The organism is Thiohalorhabdus sp. (assembly GCF_036628635.1).
Taxonomy (GTDB): Bacteria; Pseudomonadota; Gammaproteobacteria; order Thiohalorhabdales; family Thiohalorhabdaceae; genus Thiohalorhabdus.
In genome coordinates, this window is the sequence record NZ_JAZKRM010000048.1 from 1 (window position 1) to 16,731 (window position 16,731).

Genomic DNA, 16,731 nt, shown 5'->3' on the forward strand with positions numbered 1-16,731 from the left:
AACACTGAACACTGAACACTGAACACTGAACACTGAACACTGAACACTGAACACTTAAGACTCTGGTGTTAAAACGAAGATCGTCGGATAGACCTTGTTGGTCTCGATGGGCTGCTCCTGGCGCACCCGGAAGGCGCCAGAGCGGCGCAGGGCCTTGTGGAGGGCACCGCGCTGGCGGGCCAGCAGCACCAGGGTGCCCCCCGGATGAAGAACTCGGTTAGCGGCTATTAAAAGGTCCGTGTAGAAGTCGGCAAACCGGATGTCCCGGCCCATGCGGGCGCCAAAGGGCGGGTTGGTGACGATAGCGTCGAAGTAGCCGGCGGGGTAATGCTCGCCGATCCGGCGGGCGTCGCCCTTGGCCACGTGGAGACGATCGGCGAGGCCCACCGCCTCCAGGTTGGTCCGGGTGCCGGCCACTGCCCGCTCTTGGCGGTCCATGCCCCAAAGCTCGGTGTTGGCGAGGACTTGGCCCGCCTCGGCCAGCAGGGTGCCGGAACCGCAGAAGGGATCCAGAAGGCGGCGGGTGCCGGTGGACAGGCCGCCCAGGCGAAGACAGGCATAGGCCACGTTGGGCTTGAGGGCCACGCGCGGCCCAAATAGCCGGTCGAAGCGGTGGGAAAGGGCACGGCGGGTCAGCTGGACGGCGACGGCGCAGCGGTCGTCGGCGATGTCCACTCGCACCTGGACCCGGAAGCCGGTCAGGTCCACCCGGGCACCGAATCGCGCCACCAGAATGCTGCCAGCCGCACGCTCCACGTCCGGGCTGGTGAAATCGTGGCTGCCGTGCCGGTCGCAGCTCACCCGAAAGGAGGCGCCGTTGGCGAGCTCGGGCACGGGAACCTGCCACAGCAGGGCCTCGATGGCCGCCAACGGTTCCTCCGCCGGCAGGCGGGTCCGGGCCACCGGCCGCAGGAGGTGGTGCGCCGAGCGCAGCCGAACGGCCGCCGCTTTTAGCTCGTCGACCCTGGCGGGATGGCGTATCCGCAGCCGGCCTTTGAGGTACCCCGGTAGGAGCTCGAGATTAGCGGGGTCCAGCCCCGCCTCGGCTAGCCGGACCCCCAGTTCGGCCGCGGCCACGTCCTCCAGACCCGGATTGGTGGTGACGGCCAGCTCGCTGGGCGCGGCGATGTCGGGGGACAAAAGGGCTCCGGGGCGGTCAGGGGTGGATCACCAGGTGGCGCAACGGCTCGCTGCCCACGCTTTCGGCGATCAGATCGTAGCGCACCGCGACCTGGTGCTGAAGCTGTCGGACCGGGCCGGAATGGGGCTCCAGGGCCACCGGGTCGCCCTCGGTAACTACCCGGTGGGCGGCCTCCTCCGCCTCCTTCAGGGCGCTGTCCACCTCCTCGTCCTGTAGACCCTTGAGGACGTTGAAGACCTTCTCCAACAGCTTGCGGATCTGGGCGGTGGTGTTCTTTTTGACCACGTGCAGCGGGGCCCCCGTCCGGTCCAGGAGCTGGCGTAGGCGGGGATCGTCGGCGTGTGAGCGCCTGGCCACGACCAGAGTGGCCTGCTCCGGCCGGTTCACGGTGAGCGCCTCCAGCTTGAGCTCCCGAATGACCCGGTCCACGTGGTCGCGGGACAGGGCGTAGGGGTAGATCCGCACCGGCCCCGAGTCCGGTCCCGGTGAAGGCGTCGGCGACGGTGGCGCGGTGCGGGGCTCGGGCTCGTCGTCGTTGGCCTCGGCCTCCGAAGCGGCGGCCGCTGCCGACTCGGACTGGTTGGCTTCCGGCGCCCCCTCCTGGCCGGGCGTGTTGCCGCCGCTGTGGATCCGGCGGCCCTTAGGGGCGACCCCCTGGAGGAGGTTGTCCACGGCGGCCGCGGTGTCCGCGTGGAGGATGAGCTCATCACGCTGAACCAGCTCAACCACCGCATCGAAGGTGGGCGGTCCCTTGCGCTCGCTCACGGTCTTCTGGGTGCCGCGCCAGCGGGCTTCCTCGTCACCCAGGGTGACCGTTTGCACCCCGCCGACCAGGTCAGACAGCGTCGGGTTGACCACCAGATTCTCCAGGCTGGTGCCGTGGGCGGTGCCGATGAGCTGCACGCCGCGCTCGGCGATGGTTCGCGCGGCGGCCGCCTCGGCATGGGTGCCGATCTCGTCGATGACGATCACCTCCGGCATGTGGTTTTCCACCGCCTCGATCATGACGCCGTGCTGCCGGTCGGGATGGGGCACCTGCATCCGGCGGGCGCTGCCGATGGCCGGATGGGGGATGTCGCCGTCGCCAGCGATCTCGTTGGCGGTGTCGATTACCACCACCCGTTTACCCTGGTCGTCGGCCAGGATGCGGGCCACCTCCCGCAGCATGGTGGTCTTGCCCACGCCCGGCCGGCCCAGCAGAAGGGCGCTATGGCCCGATTCCACCAGGCCGCGGATGGGCTCCACGGTGCCGAGAACGGCGCGGCCCACCCGCAGGGTCAGGCCGATGATTTCGCCCAGTCGGTTGCGCATGGCGGAAATGCGATGGAGGGTACCCTCGATCCCGGCCCGGTTGTCGGCGGTGAACTCGCCCACGGCGGCCACTACTCGGTCGAGCTGCTCGCGCGATACCGGTTCTGGGGACAGATTGGTGGTGCCCTTGGCAAAGCGGGCCTGCGGGGGACGCCCCACGTCGAGCACCACTTCCACCAGCCCCTCGGGGGGCTGCTCGTCCAGAGCGCCGCGCAAGGAGGCAGGCAGGGTATTCAGGAGCAGCTGGAGGTCGTCGGTTCGGCTGGGATCCTGTTCGTTCACGTCGGAGACGGCCCTTCGGCCGCGAGTCGGGTGTGATAGCCCATGCTGCCACGGAATGGCTTGGTTGGGTATAGATCCCACAAACCGCGTAGGGTTCCTCTGCCTCGGCGGGACACTAGCCCTGCATCTCTTGCCGCAAAAGAATTAGCATAACCGCCATTATTCCCGCCCCGGCGGCGGCAGCAAGCACCACCCAGCTGGCCAGGGCCAAGCCCAACCCGGTAAGGGCCTTGCTGATGCCCCACAGGATCGCGGCCAAGACCGCCCAGCGCCGGATATAGCGACCCATAAAGGGACGGACCACGGCACGGTTTTGTTCCCGGATCCGGTCCGCCTGGTGGCCTTCCCAGACGCTGCCCCAGTCGCCTTCTTCGACCCGCTTGCCCCATTCGTCGACCTTGGGCCGGAATTCTTCGCCCCCTTTTTGGCGCACCGGACGCACTCCCGGATGAGCCGACGGCAGGAAATAGGCCCGAATGGTTTGCCAGAGCATGACCTGACCCTCCTGAAGGTGCCCCGGGTCGATGCGGAAGGCGCCGGCGCCCTTTTCCAAGCACTTCAGCCCTCGGCCGTCGGCACCCGTGGCAAGGGGGCCGTCGGGGCCGACCGCAAGAGGCTCCCCGGAAGGTCCAGGATCTCCTCGCTATGCCGGGTCAGGGCCTCATCCAGGCAATCCCAGGCTTGGTCGAAGTCGCCGGTATCGTTGGCGGAAGTGATCCGCCCGGCCAAGCGACGGGCCTCGAAGCGGCTGAGGCGGGGATTGGCCCGGCTTAGTACGCGGCTCAGGGTTTGCGGGCTGGGAAAGGCTCCGCCCCGGGGCACCTCGAAGCCCTCTACATAGCACTGGAGGGCTCCGCCCACACAGTAACCCCGGTCGGTTAAACGCAGGCAGCGGGACGGGATGGGATGCGGATAAAGGGCACGGATGACACGGGAATCGATCATAGTCCTGCCTCCTCCGGACGCGGTGAAATAACCGGATGGCAACCACTCCTTACTTCGACAATGGATAGATCCTTTCCTCGTCAGCGCCGGTCCATGCGCGCGAAAAGCCTTATGGCGACTTGGGTAGTCTCCGGATCGGGTCAGGGGCAGGAAAACGGGTTTATTCGGCGTATACTGGCAGGAGAAGCTTTAAAAAGGACGGTTATGGGCCGGGAGATCACGGGCGGCGAGTTCCAACAGGCGGACTTCGATCGCTTCGCCGAGCGGCTTCGCGCGGAAACCGAAACCCTGCGCGAGCATTTCCAAAAGGATCGGTTCTCGCCCCGGCATGGCGTGGGCGGCTACGAGCTTGAGGCCTGGCTGGTGGACGGGGCAAACCAGCCGGCCCCGGTGAACGAGGCATTCATGGCCCGCATGCCCGCGGAGACAGTGACCCCGGAGCTGGCCCGCTTCAATTTCGAGCTCAACTCGACGCCCTTGCCGGTGACCGGTGATGCCTTGAGGCGCATGCACGACGAGCTGGCGGCCAACTGGCGGCGCTGCCGCGAGGCCGCCAGTGAGCTGGGTGCGGACCCTGTCATGGTGGGCATCCTGCCCACGGTGACCGATGCCATGCTGGGGGTGGCCAACATGTCCCCCCGGACCCGCTTCAAGGCCCTCAACGAGCAGGTGCTGCAGGCGCGCGGCGACCGGCCCATCCCGCTGGACATCCAGGGCGCCGAGTTCCTGCACACCGAGCACCATGACGTAATGCTGGAGGCGGCAACCACCTCCTTCCAGGTCCATCTGCAGGTGGCGCCAGAGCGGGCAGTGCGCTATTACAACGCGGCTACTGTCCTTTCGGGCGCCATGGTGGGGGTGAGCGCCAACTCGCCGTTCCTGTTCGGCAAACGCCTGTGGCGCGAGACCCGGGTGCCCCTGTTCGAGCAGGCGGTGGCGGCCGGGGGGTTCGGGGATGCCGCCTTCGGCCCGGTCAAGCGGGTCACCTTCGGCCACGGCTACGTGCGGCGCTCGCTATTGGAGGTGTTCGAGGACAACCTAGCCCATTACCCCGTGCTGCTGCCGGTGGAGCTGGAGCATGAGCGGGATTCCCTGCCCCATCTGCGACTCCATAACGGTACTCTGTGGCGCTGGAATCGCCCCCTCCTGGGCTTCGACGACGACGGCACCCCCCATTTGCGCGTCGAGCACCGCGTGATCTCGGCCGGGCCCAGCGTTATCGATACCATGGCTAACGCCGCCTTCTTCTATGGCCTGATCCATGCCCTCGCGGAGCAGGAGGAGGCGCCGGAGGCGGACCTGGAGTTCGCCACCGCTCGGGATAACTTCTACCGCGCCGCCAAGCACGGCCTGGAGGCACGGCTGGTCTGGATGGACGGGCGTAACTGGCCGTTGCGGGACCTGATGCGGGAGCGTCTGCTTCCGGCCGCCCGGGAGGGGCTCGCGGACCAGGGCTGCGCGGCGGCCGATGTGGAGGGCTTCATAGGCATACTCGAAGAACGAGTGCGCACCGCTCAGACGGGCGCTGCATGGCAGATCGCCTACGCCAATACTCACGGCCGGGACATGGCCGGGCTGGTGGGTGCCTACCGACAGCGCCAGGACAGCGGCGCACCGGTGCATGAATGGTCGGTTTAGAGGCCGGATCACGGGGTCAGCCTATCCGGTCCCATAGTAACGAATCGCGGAGCTGGTAATTGGATATCAAGGCAACCGAGGGCGAGGCCGCCACCGTCGAGGCGGACCTCAGGGAGCTGGACGGTTTACCGCCGGGCCTGCTGGAGCGTCCCGCCCACGAGCTGGCCGAGGCCTTGGGGGGGCCGGCCCTCATCCATCTGCCCGGGCAGGTGGAGCCGCCGGTGTTCGCCTCGGTGCTCCTGCACGGCAACGAGACCACCGGCTGGGAGGCGGTGCGTACTCTGCTGCGGGATTATGGCGGGCGCCCCCTGCCGAGATCCCTGTCGCTGTTCGTGGGCAACGTCGCCGCCGCCGCCGAGGGGGAGCGGCTGTTGCCGGGGCAGTCCGATTTCAACCGCATCTGGCGCGGCGGCGCCGCCGAGAGCCCCCTCGCGGCGCGAGTGTGGGGGCGCATGGCGGAGCGCGGCGTGTTCGCCAGCGTCGACGTCCATAACAATACCGGGCTCAACCCTCACTACGCTTGTATCAACCGCCTCGATCACCGTTTCCTGAGGCTGGCCACTTTGTTTGGCCGGACAGTGGTCTATTTCACGCAGCCGGACAGCGTTCAGTCCCGCGCCTTCGCCGAGCTGGCGCCGTCAGTGACGGTGGAGTGCGGCAAGGCCGGCGATGCCCATGGCATCGACCATGCCGCCCGGTTCCTGGACGCGGTACTGCATCTGTCGGACCTACCCGACGATCCCGTACCGGAGCAGGATTACGATCTCTACCATACGGTAGCCACAGTGACGGTGCGCGAGGACGTCGCCTTCGGGTTCACCGAGGGGGATCTGGTTCTGCGGGAGGATCTGGATCACCTCAATTTCGCCGAGCTTCCGGCTGATACGGGCTTCGGAAGGGTCCGGTTCGATGCGGCGCACCCATCCGAGGCGGTGGTTGCGCGCGATGAACAGGGCGAGGAGGTTGCTGAGCGCTATTTCTGGCTGGATGACGCCGAGCTGCGCACCCGGCTGACGGTGATGCCCGCCATGCTCACGCGGGATCCGACCATCATCCGGCAGGACTGCCTGTGCTACCTAATGGAGCGACTGGGCCCCGTTACCTGATGGGCCAGATGAAGGAGGACAAACCATGGCGATGGCGACATTCGCGGCCGGCTGCTTCTGGGGGGTGGAGGCGGCCTTCCGCCGCGTGGAAGGGGTCAGCGAGGTGACCGTGGGCTACACCGGTGGCAGCGTCACCGCCCCCACCCCCACCTACGAGCAGGTCTGCACCGGCAATACCGGCCATGCCGAGGCGGTGCAGGTCGAGTTCGACCCCGAGCGGGTGAGCTACGACGAGCTGCTGGAGCTCTTCTGGTCCATCCATGACCCCACCCAGCGCAACCGGCAGGGCCCGGACATCGGCACCCAGTACCGTTCCGCCATCTTCGTCCACGACGAGGACCAGGCGGAGCGGGCCCGAGCCTCCCTGGCCCGGGTCCAGGAGGGGCTGAACGAGCCGGTGGTTACCGAGATCACCCCGGCTTGTGCCTTCTACCCGGCCGAGGACTATCACCAGCGGTATCTGGAAAAGCGGGGGATGACATGACGAGCGCACGCCTGTTCCTGGTTCTGGGGGCCCTTGTGGCCGCCCTGGGCGTGGGTCTGGGGGCATTCGGCGCCCACGGTCTGAAGGAGCGCCTGTCGGCGGATATGCTAGCCGTGTTCGAGACCGGGGTGCGCTACCACCTGGTGCATGCCCTAGGGCTGATCGCCGTGGCCCTGACCGCCTTCCACCTGGGCGAAACCGGCTGGTTCAAGGGGGCCGGCTGGGTCATGGTCGTCGGCCTGGTGATCTTCCCCGGCACCCTCTACGCTCTGGCCCTGGGGGGGCCGCGCTGGCTGGGGGCGGTGACGCCCTTGGGCGGCACCGCCTTCATCGTCGCCTGGGTGCTGCTGGCAGTGGCCGTCCTGCGGGCCTAGCCGGGCGCTAACTGCGCCCCACCGCCAGCGGCGCGTCCCGGATGTGCTCCCGCCGCAGCTGGCGCACCAAGCCCCAGCACATCAGCACCAGCACGATGGAGAATGGCAGTCCCGAGGCCACCGAGGCCGTCTGCAGGGCCGACAAGGGGTCGCCGCTGGTGCTCATGGCCCCGGCCACCAACAGGATGGCCGCCACCACGCCCTCGGTCACCGCCCAGAACATGCGCTGCTGCCAGATGGGATGGGGATCGCCGCCGTTGGTGAGCATGTCCACCACAAGGGAGCCCGAGTCCGAGGAGGTGGCGAAGAACACTGCCACCACCAGCACCGCCAGCAGCGACAGGGCGGTAATCACCGCATCGAGCAGCGGTAGCTGCTGAAGCAGGATGAACATGGCGTCGGTCTTGCCGGCGCCGACCAGGGCCTGGTTGCCCTCCTCTATGATTTGATAGATGGCGCTGCCGCCGAAGATGCAGAACCAGGCGATGGAGGCCCCCACCGGCGCCAGCAGGGTGCCCAGGATGAACTCCCGGATGGTGCGGCCGCGCGAGACCCGGGCGATGAACATGCCCACAAAGGGTGACCAGGCGATCCACCAGCCCCAGTAGAACAGGGTCCAGTCCTCCAGCCACTGGTGGCCCTCGTCGGAGAAGGCGAAGGTGCGCAGGCTGGTCCAGGGCAGGTGCTGGAGGTAGTAGCCGGTGGCCTGCACCGCGTAGTCCAGGATGAACAGCGTCGGCCCCGCCAGGAAGACAATCAGCGCCAGGATGGCCGCGCCGTACATGTTGGCCACGGACAGCCGCCGGATGCCCTTGTCCACGCCCAGCATCACCGAGGCCACGGCGACGGCTGTGATCACCGCGATGATGCCCACTTGCGGGCCCGGTCCCACCGGCATATCGAAGACCGCGCTCAGGCCGGCGTTGATCTGGGAGGCGCCCAGCCCCAGCGAGGTGGCCAGACCGAACAGGGTGCCGAACACCGCCAGGATGTCGATGAGGTTCCCCACCCAGCCGTAGATGCCGTCGCCGATGAGGGGGTAGAAGCCCGCGGCCGGTCGCAGGGGCAGGTCGTGGCGGAAGCAGAAATAGCCCATGGAAAGGCCCAGCACGATGTAGATGGCCCAGGGGTGCATGCCCCAGTGGAAGATGGTCATGTGCATGGCTTCCACCGCTGCCTCGCCGGTAGTGCTGGGCTCGGAAGGCAGGCCCTGGAAGTGGAAGATGGGTTCCGCCACGCCGAAGAACACCAGCCCGATGCCCATGCCCGCGGTGAACAGCATGGAGAACCACGCCCCGGTTCCCCAATCGGGCCGATCGTCGTCCTTGCCGATGCGGATGCGGCCGTAGGGGCTGAACATTAGGATGATGGCGAAGATCAGAAAGCCCATGACCGCCGCCAGGTACCACCACCCGAAGTAGGTGGTGATGCCGCCCTTCACCGAGTCGGCAACATCGCCCAGATGACTCGGAGCGGTGACTCCCCAGCCTACCAGCACCAGGATCAGCAGCAGCGAGATCAAAAAGACGGGTGGATTGGTGTGGGTGTTCAGGTAGGCCTTTACATCGGGCATGTGGCAATCCTCTGGGCGCTTGGGCTGAGGCGACGGTCTCAAGGAAGCCTATAGGGTATCAAACGGTGCGGGGGTGGCCTGTCCGGGGGGATAGCGCCTACCCTGGCTATAGAAGCGGGAGGCTGCAACTCCCGAGGAGGCCTCATGGTTCGCAAGCTCGAGCCCCTGTGCGACAAGATCGGCTTCGACCGCGTAGAGGACGTCATCCACGACTTCTACCGGCACCTGCGCGCCGATCCGGAGCTGGGACCGGTATTCACCGCCATCGAGGCCCGCGAGGAGCACGAGCGCAAGATCATCGGCTACTGGTGGCTCGCCATGGGCGGTCGCATGGCGGATCCCCCGGTGGTGGACATGATCGGCACGCACGCTCGGGTGGGCATGGCCGAGGCGCAGCTCCAGCGGTGGCTGGCCTTGTTCGGCGAGACCCTGCGCGACCACCTCCCCGAGGAACTGGCGGCGCAATGGGAGCAGATGGCCCACGGCGTGGCGGACAAGCTGCGGGCCCAGGTAGTCCGGGGCTGAGCCTCTAGCTCCTCTGCCGCCTCAGGTCAGGGGCAGGCCGGCGGCAGCGGTCAGGGCAATCCCGGCAAGGACGCCCATGGTTCCCCAGGTCAGGGCCATGCCGGCAACCCGGCCGAAGCTGGCCCCCGCCGACCGGTTTAGCCCCCAGCCGTGCAGGATCCGTCCCGCCACCAGGGCGATGCCGGCGCCGTGCAGCAGCCAGCCGGCCGTCCCCGCTAGCTCCACCGTCAGCAGCAGGAGCAGGGCCAGGGGCATGTTCTCGGCGGCGTTGGCGTGGGCCCGGACCGCCCGCTGCAGGGCCGGGTCGCCGCCGTCGCCTAGGAAGATCTCCGCCCGCCGGCGGACCCAGCTCACCCGCACTGCCAACCCCAGCAGGACCAGGGCGCACAGGGCGGCATAGAGGCCCGTAATGGGGGCACTCACTGCGCGGCCCCCATGGCCAGGGCGCGCTCGCGGCTGGCTTGGCGCTCGGTGACGTCGGCCTCTGGGTCCCACCCGGTGTGCTCCGGCCAGCCCTGGCAGTGGCCGGCGGCCAGGTCGGCCAGGAAGTCCAGGTGGTCGGAGCGGTCGTTGAGGGCCGGGATGTAACGGAAGGTCTCGCCTCCGGCTTCCAGGAAGTACTCCCGGTTCTCGTCGTCGATCTCCTGCAGGGTCTCCAAGCAGTCCGCCGAAAACCCGGGGCAGACCACGTGCACCGTTTTGGCGCCCTCCCGGGGCAGGGCCTTGAGGGTTTGGTCGGTATAGGGCTGGAGCCATTCGGCGCGGCCGAAGCGCGACTGGAAGGTCAGGCGCCATTCGTCGTCGGCCAGGCCCAGCTCCTGCGCCAGCAGGCGGCCGGTGGCTTGGCACTGGCAGTGATAGGGGTCGCCGGCCAGGAGATAGCGCTTGGGCACACCGTGGAAGGACATCACCAGCTTGTCGGGGCGGCCGTGCTCGGTCCAGTGCTCGCGGATGCTTTTGGCCAGGGCGGCGATGTAGTCGGGCTCGCGGTGGTAGTGCTGGACCATGCGCACCTCCGGCACCCAGCGCCAGGTGCGCAGCTCGTCGGTGACGGCGTCGAATACCGAGGCGGAGGTGGAGCCGGAATACTGGGGGTAAAGGGGCAGCACCAGGATGCGCCGGGCCCCGGCGCGGTTTAGCTCGGCCAGGCCCTCTGCGATTGAGGGGGTGCCGTAGCGCATGGCCAGAGCGGTGGTGACAGGGCCGTCGAAGCGCTCTTGGAGTCGGTGCTCGATGCCCTCCTGCTGTTTGCGGGAGACAGCGATGAGCGGGGCCCCTTCGCCCATCTGATCCCAGACGTCTCGGTAGGACGCTGCCGACTTCGCCGGGCGGGTGCGCAGGATAATGCCGTGCAGGATGGCCCACCAAACGGGCCGCGGCACCTCTACCACCCGGGGGTCCCAGAGGAACTCCGCGAGATAGCGCCGCAGCGCCGGCTTGGTGGGGGCCTCCGGGCTGCCCAGATTGACCAGCAGGACGCCGGTGCACTCGGTGCTGCCGTGGCGGTAGTCGGGTTCGCCTTTGAAACGGGCCATGATTTTCCCTTTCCGTTGTCGCCCGGGCATTCTCGCGGAAAGCCGCGTCTGGGCCAAGGAAGTAAAGGAAGTATTAAGTAGATACGTATTAAGTCATTAAGGGAGGCCACGGAATTGGGCTTGGTGCTGAAGGGGCCAGGCTGGCTGATGCCCTGCCTCGAGCCTCCCTTAATACGTAACGCCTTACTACTTGAAACTGCTTACTCCAGCCGCCGCCGAAACAGGGCCGCTGCAGCGGTCAGGGTGACGGCGCCGATGACCGCCATGGGCCACAGCTTGTGGACCAGCAGCTCTAAGGGTATGTCCTTGAGGAAAACGCCGCGTACGGCAATCAAGCAGTAGCGCAGCGGATTGAGATAGGTCAGGGCCTGCATCATCGGCGGCATGTTGGCGACGGGGGTGGCGAATCCCGATAGAATGATCGAGGGCACCTGGTACAGGAAGGCCCCCAGCAGGGCCTGCTGTTGGGTGTTGCACAGCGACGAGATCATCAGGCCGATGCCCACCGTCGATAGCATGAACAGCAGCAGGGCCAGGTAGAGCAGCCCCATGCCCAGGGCCGCCAGCAGGAACAGCGCCCCGGTGGCGAAAAACACCCACAGCGAGCCGCGCAGGGGCACGTCGAAGAGCAGCCAGGCCAAGCAGGTGGTGAACGCCATGCCCGCCATGCCCAGGGCGAAGTAGGGGATTACTTTGCCCGCCAGGAACTGGTTGATGGTGATGGGCGTGACCAGCAGCGCCTCCATAGTGCCGTGCTCCCACTCGCGGGCTATCACCAGGGCGGTGAGCAGGGCACCGATGAGGGCCATGACGATGGCGATCAGCCCCGGCACCAGATAGGGGCGGCTACGCATCTCCGGGTTGAACCACACCCGTTGCTCCAGCGTCACCGCCGAGCCGCTCGCCTCCGGAGCGCGCCCCTGCAGCCAGCCGCCCCAGCTGCGGTTCAGATAGCCCATGATGAGCCGGCCCTGATTGGCGTCGACACCGTCGACCCATCCCAGCGCCGCTGGTTCGCTGCGGCCTTCTGCAGAGCTGCGCAGTCGGCTTTCAAAGGCTCGGGGCAGGATCACCACGCCGTCGGCCTCGCCAGCCATGACCGCTCGCTTGCCGGCCGCTCGGCTGCGGTACAGGCGGGGGGCGACTGCCTGAGACCCGGTGAGGGCGGCGACGAAGTCGCGGGCCTGGGCCGAATCCCCCTCCAGCACCACCGCAACGGGCACTTCCTCGGCGTCCAAGGAGATGCCGTAGCCGTGGATCAGCAGCAGCACCAGCGGCAGAGCGAAAGCGATGGCGATGCTGGAAGGGTCGCGCAGGATCTGCAGCAACTCCTTGCGTACCAGGCCCCACAGCCGGATGAGCCAGGTCCGGGTCACCTCGATTCCCAAGGGGCTAACCGCGAAGGCGTCAATTGCCCGCCTCCCGCGCCTCGATCAGGGCCACGAAGGCATCTTCCAGGGTGGGCTCGGGGGTGTCGGCGATGGCGTAGCGCGCACGCAGGGCGTCGGGGGTGTCGAGCGCTGCCAGCTGGTCGGCGTGGATGATGCCGATGCGGTCGCAGTAATCGGCCTCCTCAAGAAAGTGAGTGGTCACCAGCACTGTGACTCCCGACTCGGCGAGGCCGTTGATGCGGCGCCAGAAGCCCCGCCGAGCCAGGGGATCCACGCCGGAGGTGGGCTCGTCCAGCAGCACCATCTCCGGTCGGTGCAGGAGGGCATTGCCCAGGGCCAGGCGCTGTTTCAGGCCCAGGGGCAGGGCCTGGCTGTTGGAATGGGCGACATCCTCCAGGGCGAAGTCGGCCAGGGTGGCTTCGATGCGCGCCCGCGCCGTGCGCTCGGTGAGGCCGTAGGCGCGGCAGAAGAAGCGCAAGTTCTGCACTGGCGACAGGTCCTCGTAAAGGGCGAACTGCTGGGCCATGTAGCCCAGCCGTGAACGCACCCGGGCAGGGGCCCGGCGGACGTCCACCCCGGCCACCTGGATGACGCCGGCGCTGGGTGGCAGCAGGCCGCAGATCATCTTGATCAGGGTGGATTTGCCGGCGCCATTGGGGCCGAGCAGGCCGAAGATCTCGCCGGGGCGGACCCTTAAGCTCACTTGCTGGACGGCGTAGAAGTCCCCGAAGTGACGATCTACCTCGGAAACCTCCAGGGTATGCGACCGCCCGCTCCGGGACGGGGGCTGGAGGTGGCCGCGGCCGCCTTGGCCCAAGCCCTCCGGGTCCGTGCCGCTAGCGTCCACCAGGCGGGCGATGAAGGCGTCCTCGAAGCGCGGGGCTACTGCGCGGTAGCGACCTGCCCCGGCCTCAGGTGCTTCGGGTACTTGTTCCCGGCCCCGCTCCCGCAGGATACGCAGCCGGTCCCCCTGGGCCCCGCTGTCGGCGATCCCGGGCCGGTCGGGAAGGCGACTGAGGAGCTGACGCCGCTGCGCCGCGGGGACGTCGTCGAGCACGAAGGTCCGCCCCGCGGCCTCGGCAGCAAATTCATCCGGCTCGGACTGCGCCAGAAGCCGGCCCCGGTGCAGCAGCAGAACCTCGGCGCAGCGCTCGGCCTCGTCCAGGTAGGCGGTGGAAAGCACCACCGTCATGCCGTCGGCCACTAGGCGGTAGAGAATGGCCCATAGATCGCTCCGGGAGACGGGGTCCACGCCTGCCGTAGGCTCGTCCAGCAGCAGCAGTTCGGGGGGATGGACCAGGGTGCAGGCCAGTCCCAGCTTCTGTTTCATGCCGCCGGACAGGCGGTCGGCCCGGCGGTCCGCAAAAGGGCCCAGCCCGGCGAAGGCCATGAGCTCGTCGAAGCGCTCTTGCCGGCCCCTGCCCGCGAGCCCCTGTAGGTCCGCGTGCAGGCGCAGGTTTTCGTGAACGCTGAGCTCAGCGTAGAGCCCGAAGCTCTGAGGCATGTAGCCCACCCGCCCGCGTACCGCATCGCCGCCGGGGGCATGGCCTAGGGTGTGTGCCTCGCCTTGGCTGGGGGCCAGCAGGCCGGCCAGGATCCGCAGCAGAGTGGTCTTGCCGGCAGCGTCGGCGCCCATGATGCCGTTCACCTGGCCGCCGGCAACCGACGCGGAAACGGTGTCCAGGGCGGTTACCGGGCCGGCTCTCCCGGCAAAGCGCTTGGTCACCCCTTCCAGCTTGACCGCCGGGGTGGCCGGACCAGACTCAGGGACAGGCTGCATCGGCCAAATCGTTGGGCTGGATCTTGACGGTTACCGGCATGCCCAGGCGTAGCGCGTCGAAGGGCTCGCAGGCGTTGATGCGCACTCGGGAGACCAGGTCCGGCCGGACCTCGGTGGTCTGGACCGTCTTGGGGGTAAACTCGGCGGTGGGGCTGATGTGGCCGACGCGGGCCGGGAAAGAGCGGTCGGGAAAGGTGTCGGTGCGGATCACCGCCGCCCTGCCCGGGGCTACCCGGCCCAGCCGTGGCTCGGGCAGGAAGGCCCGGACCCAGACCCGGTCCCGCAGCGCCAGGGTCAGTGCCGGGACCTGCGGGGAGGCCATCTCGCCCGGTTCCATCAGGCGGTTGCGCACGATTCCCGGGGCGGGGGCGTGGAGCTCGGTATCGGCGAGGTCCTCGCGGTGGTTGGCCAGGGCTGCTTCTTGCGCCTCCAGCTTGGCTTTGGCGGTCGCGATGCGGTCCTCGCGAGGGCCCTTCTCGGCCAGCTCGAGGCTTTCCCGTGCCTTTCGGACCCGCGCCCGGGCCGACTCCAGGGCAGTCTCCGCATCGTCGATCCGCTGTCGGGAGACTTGCTGGTTTTCGGCCAGACCGCGCAGCCGCTTCAGGTCGCTGCGGGCGTTGTCGTGCTCGGCGCGGGCGGCCTCCAGCTCGGCCCGGGCCCGGCGGATCTCCTGGGGGCGGGAGCCGCGCTCGAGCTCCTGGACCCGCTGGCGCTGGGCGGCTATGCGGGCCCCCGCCTCCGCTACGGCCAGGCCAAGGCGGCGATCATCGATCTCGGCCAACAGCTCGCCCTGAGCCACCCGATCGCCCTCGGCGACCCGGATGGTGGCCAGGCGGCCGCTGACCTCGAAGGCCAGCTCGGCCTCCCGGATCTCGACGTTGCCGTAGAGCGTAACCGGGCGGTCCCCGCCGTCCGTCCCTCGCCCCAGAAGGCGAAATAGCCGCCGGCAAGGATCGCGGCAATGACCAGTACCGGCAGCAGGATGCGCAAGCAGCGACTCATGACAGGGGGAGGATCCTCGGCGGGTGCCCATAGAGGTGGGGGTAGTGTAACCAGTCGGCGCGCCTCCCCGGAAGGCAGCCCGCGGGTCTTTTATCCCTTAGAAATAGCGCTCCAGACCAAACTGGTAGACAGTGGCAGTGTAATCGTAATTGTTGGGGTTCCCGGAATCGATGTTGGAATCGTTGACCGTGTGCTGGTACTCGGCAAAGGCCCGCAGATCCCAGGGAAGCTTCCGGGTTAGGCTGGCCTCCAGGCGGATGCGGTCGTCCTCGCGCACCCGGTCAAGGCCTGCGTCGTTGGCGTTGGCGTCGTGGTAGCGGCTCCGGCGGTACTCGGCCTTGGCTTGGGCCTCCCAGGCGCCGGCGGGGTAGGCAGCCTCGAGGAAAACCTCGTGACGAGTCGGCGAGACGCTGGTGAAAGTGGCGGCGGTAGATCGATCCTCGCGGTCGTTGTATTCCAGCTTGTAGCCCAGCCGGATGTCGACCCTGGCCCGGTACCGCCCTTCCACCGAGGTACGATGGCGGCTGCCGGTCAGGTAGTCATAGGGGGGATCGCCTTCGATGTGGCTGAAGCGATAGCGCAGCCGCAGGGTGGTGTTCGGGCCTAGCTCGCGCCGGCCCTCGGCCTCGCCGGTCAAGATGCTCTCGAAGAGGCTGCCGTCCAGGTAAATGAAATCGGTGTAAGCTGCCAGATCAGTGTCCCAGCGACCCAAGCGGCGGTCCCATTCAGGTCCGGCGCGCAGATAGGTCTGGTCGAAGCGATCCACGTCCGTGTAATCCAGGCCGAGGAGGCTCGCTTTTAGCTGCAGGCCATTGCTGGGGTTGCCAGTGGCCTGGAAAGTGCCGGCGGCCAGGTATTCCAGGAAGACGTCATCGGTGTCGGTGCTGGCGGCGGTATCGTCCGGTGACAAAGTGACGTTGTCGTTGTAGCCGAGACTGGCGGACAGCAGGGCATAAAACCGGCTGGGGCTCTGGTCGTCCCCGAGCTCGGCCAGTTGCTCGTCGGTCAATCGCCGGAGGCCGTCGTTGTGGGTGCTTTCTTTGGCCGTTTGGAACTGCCCGCGTGCCCGCTCCGGGTTGTCTCGAGCCAGTGCGATAAGCCCTAGGTTGTAATGGGCGATCCCCCGATTGGCGGGGTCCTTGGCCAGTTCACGGAAAGCCGCTTCGGCCTTGTCGTAGCGTCCCAGCCTGTAGTAGCTGGACCCCAGGTTGTGGAGTAGAGCCGGGGAAGAAAGACCGGCGGCGCGAGCGGCCTGGAAGTGCCCTACCGCCTGACCGTACTCCTCGGCTTTGTAGGCGGCCACACCCCGGTCGAACTCCGTCTTGGCATCCGTTTGAGCCACGGCCGGGGTGCTCACCAAGGCCGCCGCAACAGCGGCCGCCCGCCAGAGGTGGGGGACCATTCGGTGTCCTCCCTTTTCGGTGTCTGGTTAGGGCCCCATATTAACGTAAAAAGGCCCGCCGGAGGCGGGCCCGAGGGGCGGGGTGGCGGTAATTCCCGGCCCCTCCACGTTGGGGGACGGGTTCGAAGGGGGGGTCAGGGGTTGTTTCCTCGCCCTTGACGGCGGTTCTCTTCACCGAGCTCTTCCTGCTCTTGGTGGGCCTCGTCGGCCTCTTCCTCAATCTCGCCGCGCTCCTGCTCCGT

The 16,731-nt window shown here is 67.7% G+C and carries 16 protein-coding genes; 5 read left to right on the top strand and 11 right to left on the bottom strand.

Annotated features, from left to right (window positions below; genetic code table 11):
* Positions 1–54: 54 nt before the first annotated feature.
* The 4 genes from V5A19_RS11905 to V5A19_RS11920 form a co-directional block, all read right to left on the bottom strand.
* Complete coding sequence (locus V5A19_RS11905) at positions 55–1,140, bottom strand: methyltransferase (RefSeq protein ID WP_332317551.1); 1,086 nt, start codon at positions 1,138–1,140, stop codon at positions 55–57.
* A 16-nt stretch (positions 1,141–1,156) separates the two neighbouring features.
* Positions 1,157–2,734, bottom strand: coding sequence for a R3H domain-containing nucleic acid-binding protein (locus tag V5A19_RS11910; RefSeq protein WP_332327832.1), 1,578 nt, complete (start codon positions 2,732–2,734; stop codon positions 1,157–1,159).
* A gap of 115 nt (positions 2,735–2,849) precedes the next feature.
* Positions 2,850–3,227 carry a hypothetical protein gene (locus V5A19_RS11915; protein WP_332317553.1) on the bottom strand — a complete coding sequence of 126 codons (378 nt, stop codon included), beginning with the start codon at positions 3,225–3,227 and terminating at the stop codon, positions 2,850–2,852.
* A 65-nt stretch (positions 3,228–3,292) separates the two neighbouring features.
* Positions 3,293–3,679 carry a hypothetical protein gene (locus tag V5A19_RS11920; protein WP_332317554.1) on the bottom strand — a complete coding sequence of 129 codons (387 nt, stop codon included), beginning with the start codon at positions 3,677–3,679 and terminating at the stop codon, positions 3,293–3,295.
* Positions 3,680–3,883: 204 nt separating this feature from the next.
* Here V5A19_RS11920 and V5A19_RS11925 point away from each other — a divergent pair, with 204 nt between their 5' ends.
* Genes V5A19_RS11925 through V5A19_RS11940 form a run of 4 tightly spaced genes read left to right on the top strand, consistent with a single transcriptional unit; the run spans position 3,884 to position 7,281 of the window.
* Positions 3,884–5,317, top strand: coding sequence for a hypothetical protein (locus tag V5A19_RS11925; RefSeq protein WP_332317555.1), 1,434 nt, complete (start codon positions 3,884–3,886; stop codon positions 5,315–5,317).
* A gap of 59 nt (positions 5,318–5,376) precedes the next feature.
* Positions 5,377–6,423, top strand: coding sequence for a M14 family metallopeptidase (locus V5A19_RS11930; RefSeq protein ID WP_332317556.1), 1,047 nt, complete (start codon positions 5,377–5,379; stop codon positions 6,421–6,423).
* A 25-nt stretch (positions 6,424–6,448) separates the two neighbouring features.
* Positions 6,449–6,907 (top strand): peptide-methionine (S)-S-oxide reductase MsrA, encoded by a 459-nt coding sequence (gene msrA / locus V5A19_RS11935; protein ID WP_332317557.1) that lies wholly within the window; start codon positions 6,449–6,451, stop codon positions 6,905–6,907.
* Positions 6,904–7,281 carry a DUF423 domain-containing protein gene (locus V5A19_RS11940; protein ID WP_332317558.1) on the top strand — a complete coding sequence of 126 codons (378 nt, stop codon included), beginning with the start codon at positions 6,904–6,906 and terminating at the stop codon, positions 7,279–7,281. The genes msrA and V5A19_RS11940 overlap by 4 nt, the downstream gene beginning before the upstream one ends.
* A gap of 7 nt (positions 7,282–7,288) precedes the next feature.
* On the opposite strand, the gene V5A19_RS11945 is transcribed toward V5A19_RS11940, so the two are convergent.
* Entirely contained in the window at positions 7,289–8,854 is a 1,566-nt protein-coding gene (locus V5A19_RS11945) for a BCCT family transporter (RefSeq protein WP_332317559.1), read from the bottom strand.
* 144 nt (positions 8,855–8,998) lie between these two features.
* Here V5A19_RS11945 and V5A19_RS11950 point away from each other — a divergent pair, with 144 nt between their 5' ends.
* Positions 8,999–9,379: a group III truncated hemoglobin gene (locus tag V5A19_RS11950; protein WP_332319857.1), complete on the top strand. Its 381-nt coding sequence runs from the start codon at positions 8,999–9,001 to the stop codon at positions 9,377–9,379.
* Positions 9,380–9,400: 21 nt separating this feature from the next.
* On the opposite strand, the gene V5A19_RS11955 is transcribed toward V5A19_RS11950, so the two are convergent.
* The 6 genes from V5A19_RS11955 to V5A19_RS11980 form a co-directional block, all read right to left on the bottom strand.
* Positions 9,401–9,802 (bottom strand): MAPEG family protein, encoded by a 402-nt coding sequence (locus V5A19_RS11955; protein ID WP_332319858.1) that lies wholly within the window; start codon positions 9,800–9,802, stop codon positions 9,401–9,403.
* On the bottom strand, positions 9,799–10,914 hold the full coding sequence (gene hemH / locus V5A19_RS11960; RefSeq protein WP_332319859.1) for a ferrochelatase: 1,116 nt from the start codon (positions 10,912–10,914) through the stop codon (positions 9,799–9,801). The genes V5A19_RS11955 and hemH overlap by 4 nt, the downstream gene beginning before the upstream one ends.
* A gap of 200 nt (positions 10,915–11,114) precedes the next feature.
* On the bottom strand, positions 11,115–12,290 hold the full coding sequence (locus tag V5A19_RS11965) for an ABC transporter permease (protein WP_332319860.1): 1,176 nt from the start codon (positions 12,288–12,290) through the stop codon (positions 11,115–11,117).
* Between the two features lie 31 nt (positions 12,291–12,321).
* On the bottom strand, positions 12,322–14,085 hold the full coding sequence (locus V5A19_RS11970; protein WP_332327833.1) for an ATP-binding cassette domain-containing protein: 1,764 nt from the start codon (positions 14,083–14,085) through the stop codon (positions 12,322–12,324).
* Positions 14,069–15,118, bottom strand: coding sequence for an efflux RND transporter periplasmic adaptor subunit (locus tag V5A19_RS11975; RefSeq protein WP_332319918.1), 1,050 nt, complete (start codon positions 15,116–15,118; stop codon positions 14,069–14,071). The genes V5A19_RS11970 and V5A19_RS11975 overlap by 17 nt, the downstream gene beginning before the upstream one ends.
* Positions 15,119–15,184: 66 nt before the next feature.
* Positions 15,185–16,489, bottom strand: a complete 1,305-nt coding sequence (locus tag V5A19_RS11980) for a tetratricopeptide repeat protein (protein WP_332319919.1) — start codon at positions 16,487–16,489, stop codon at positions 15,185–15,187.
* Between the last annotated feature and the right edge of the window lie 242 nt (positions 16,490–16,731).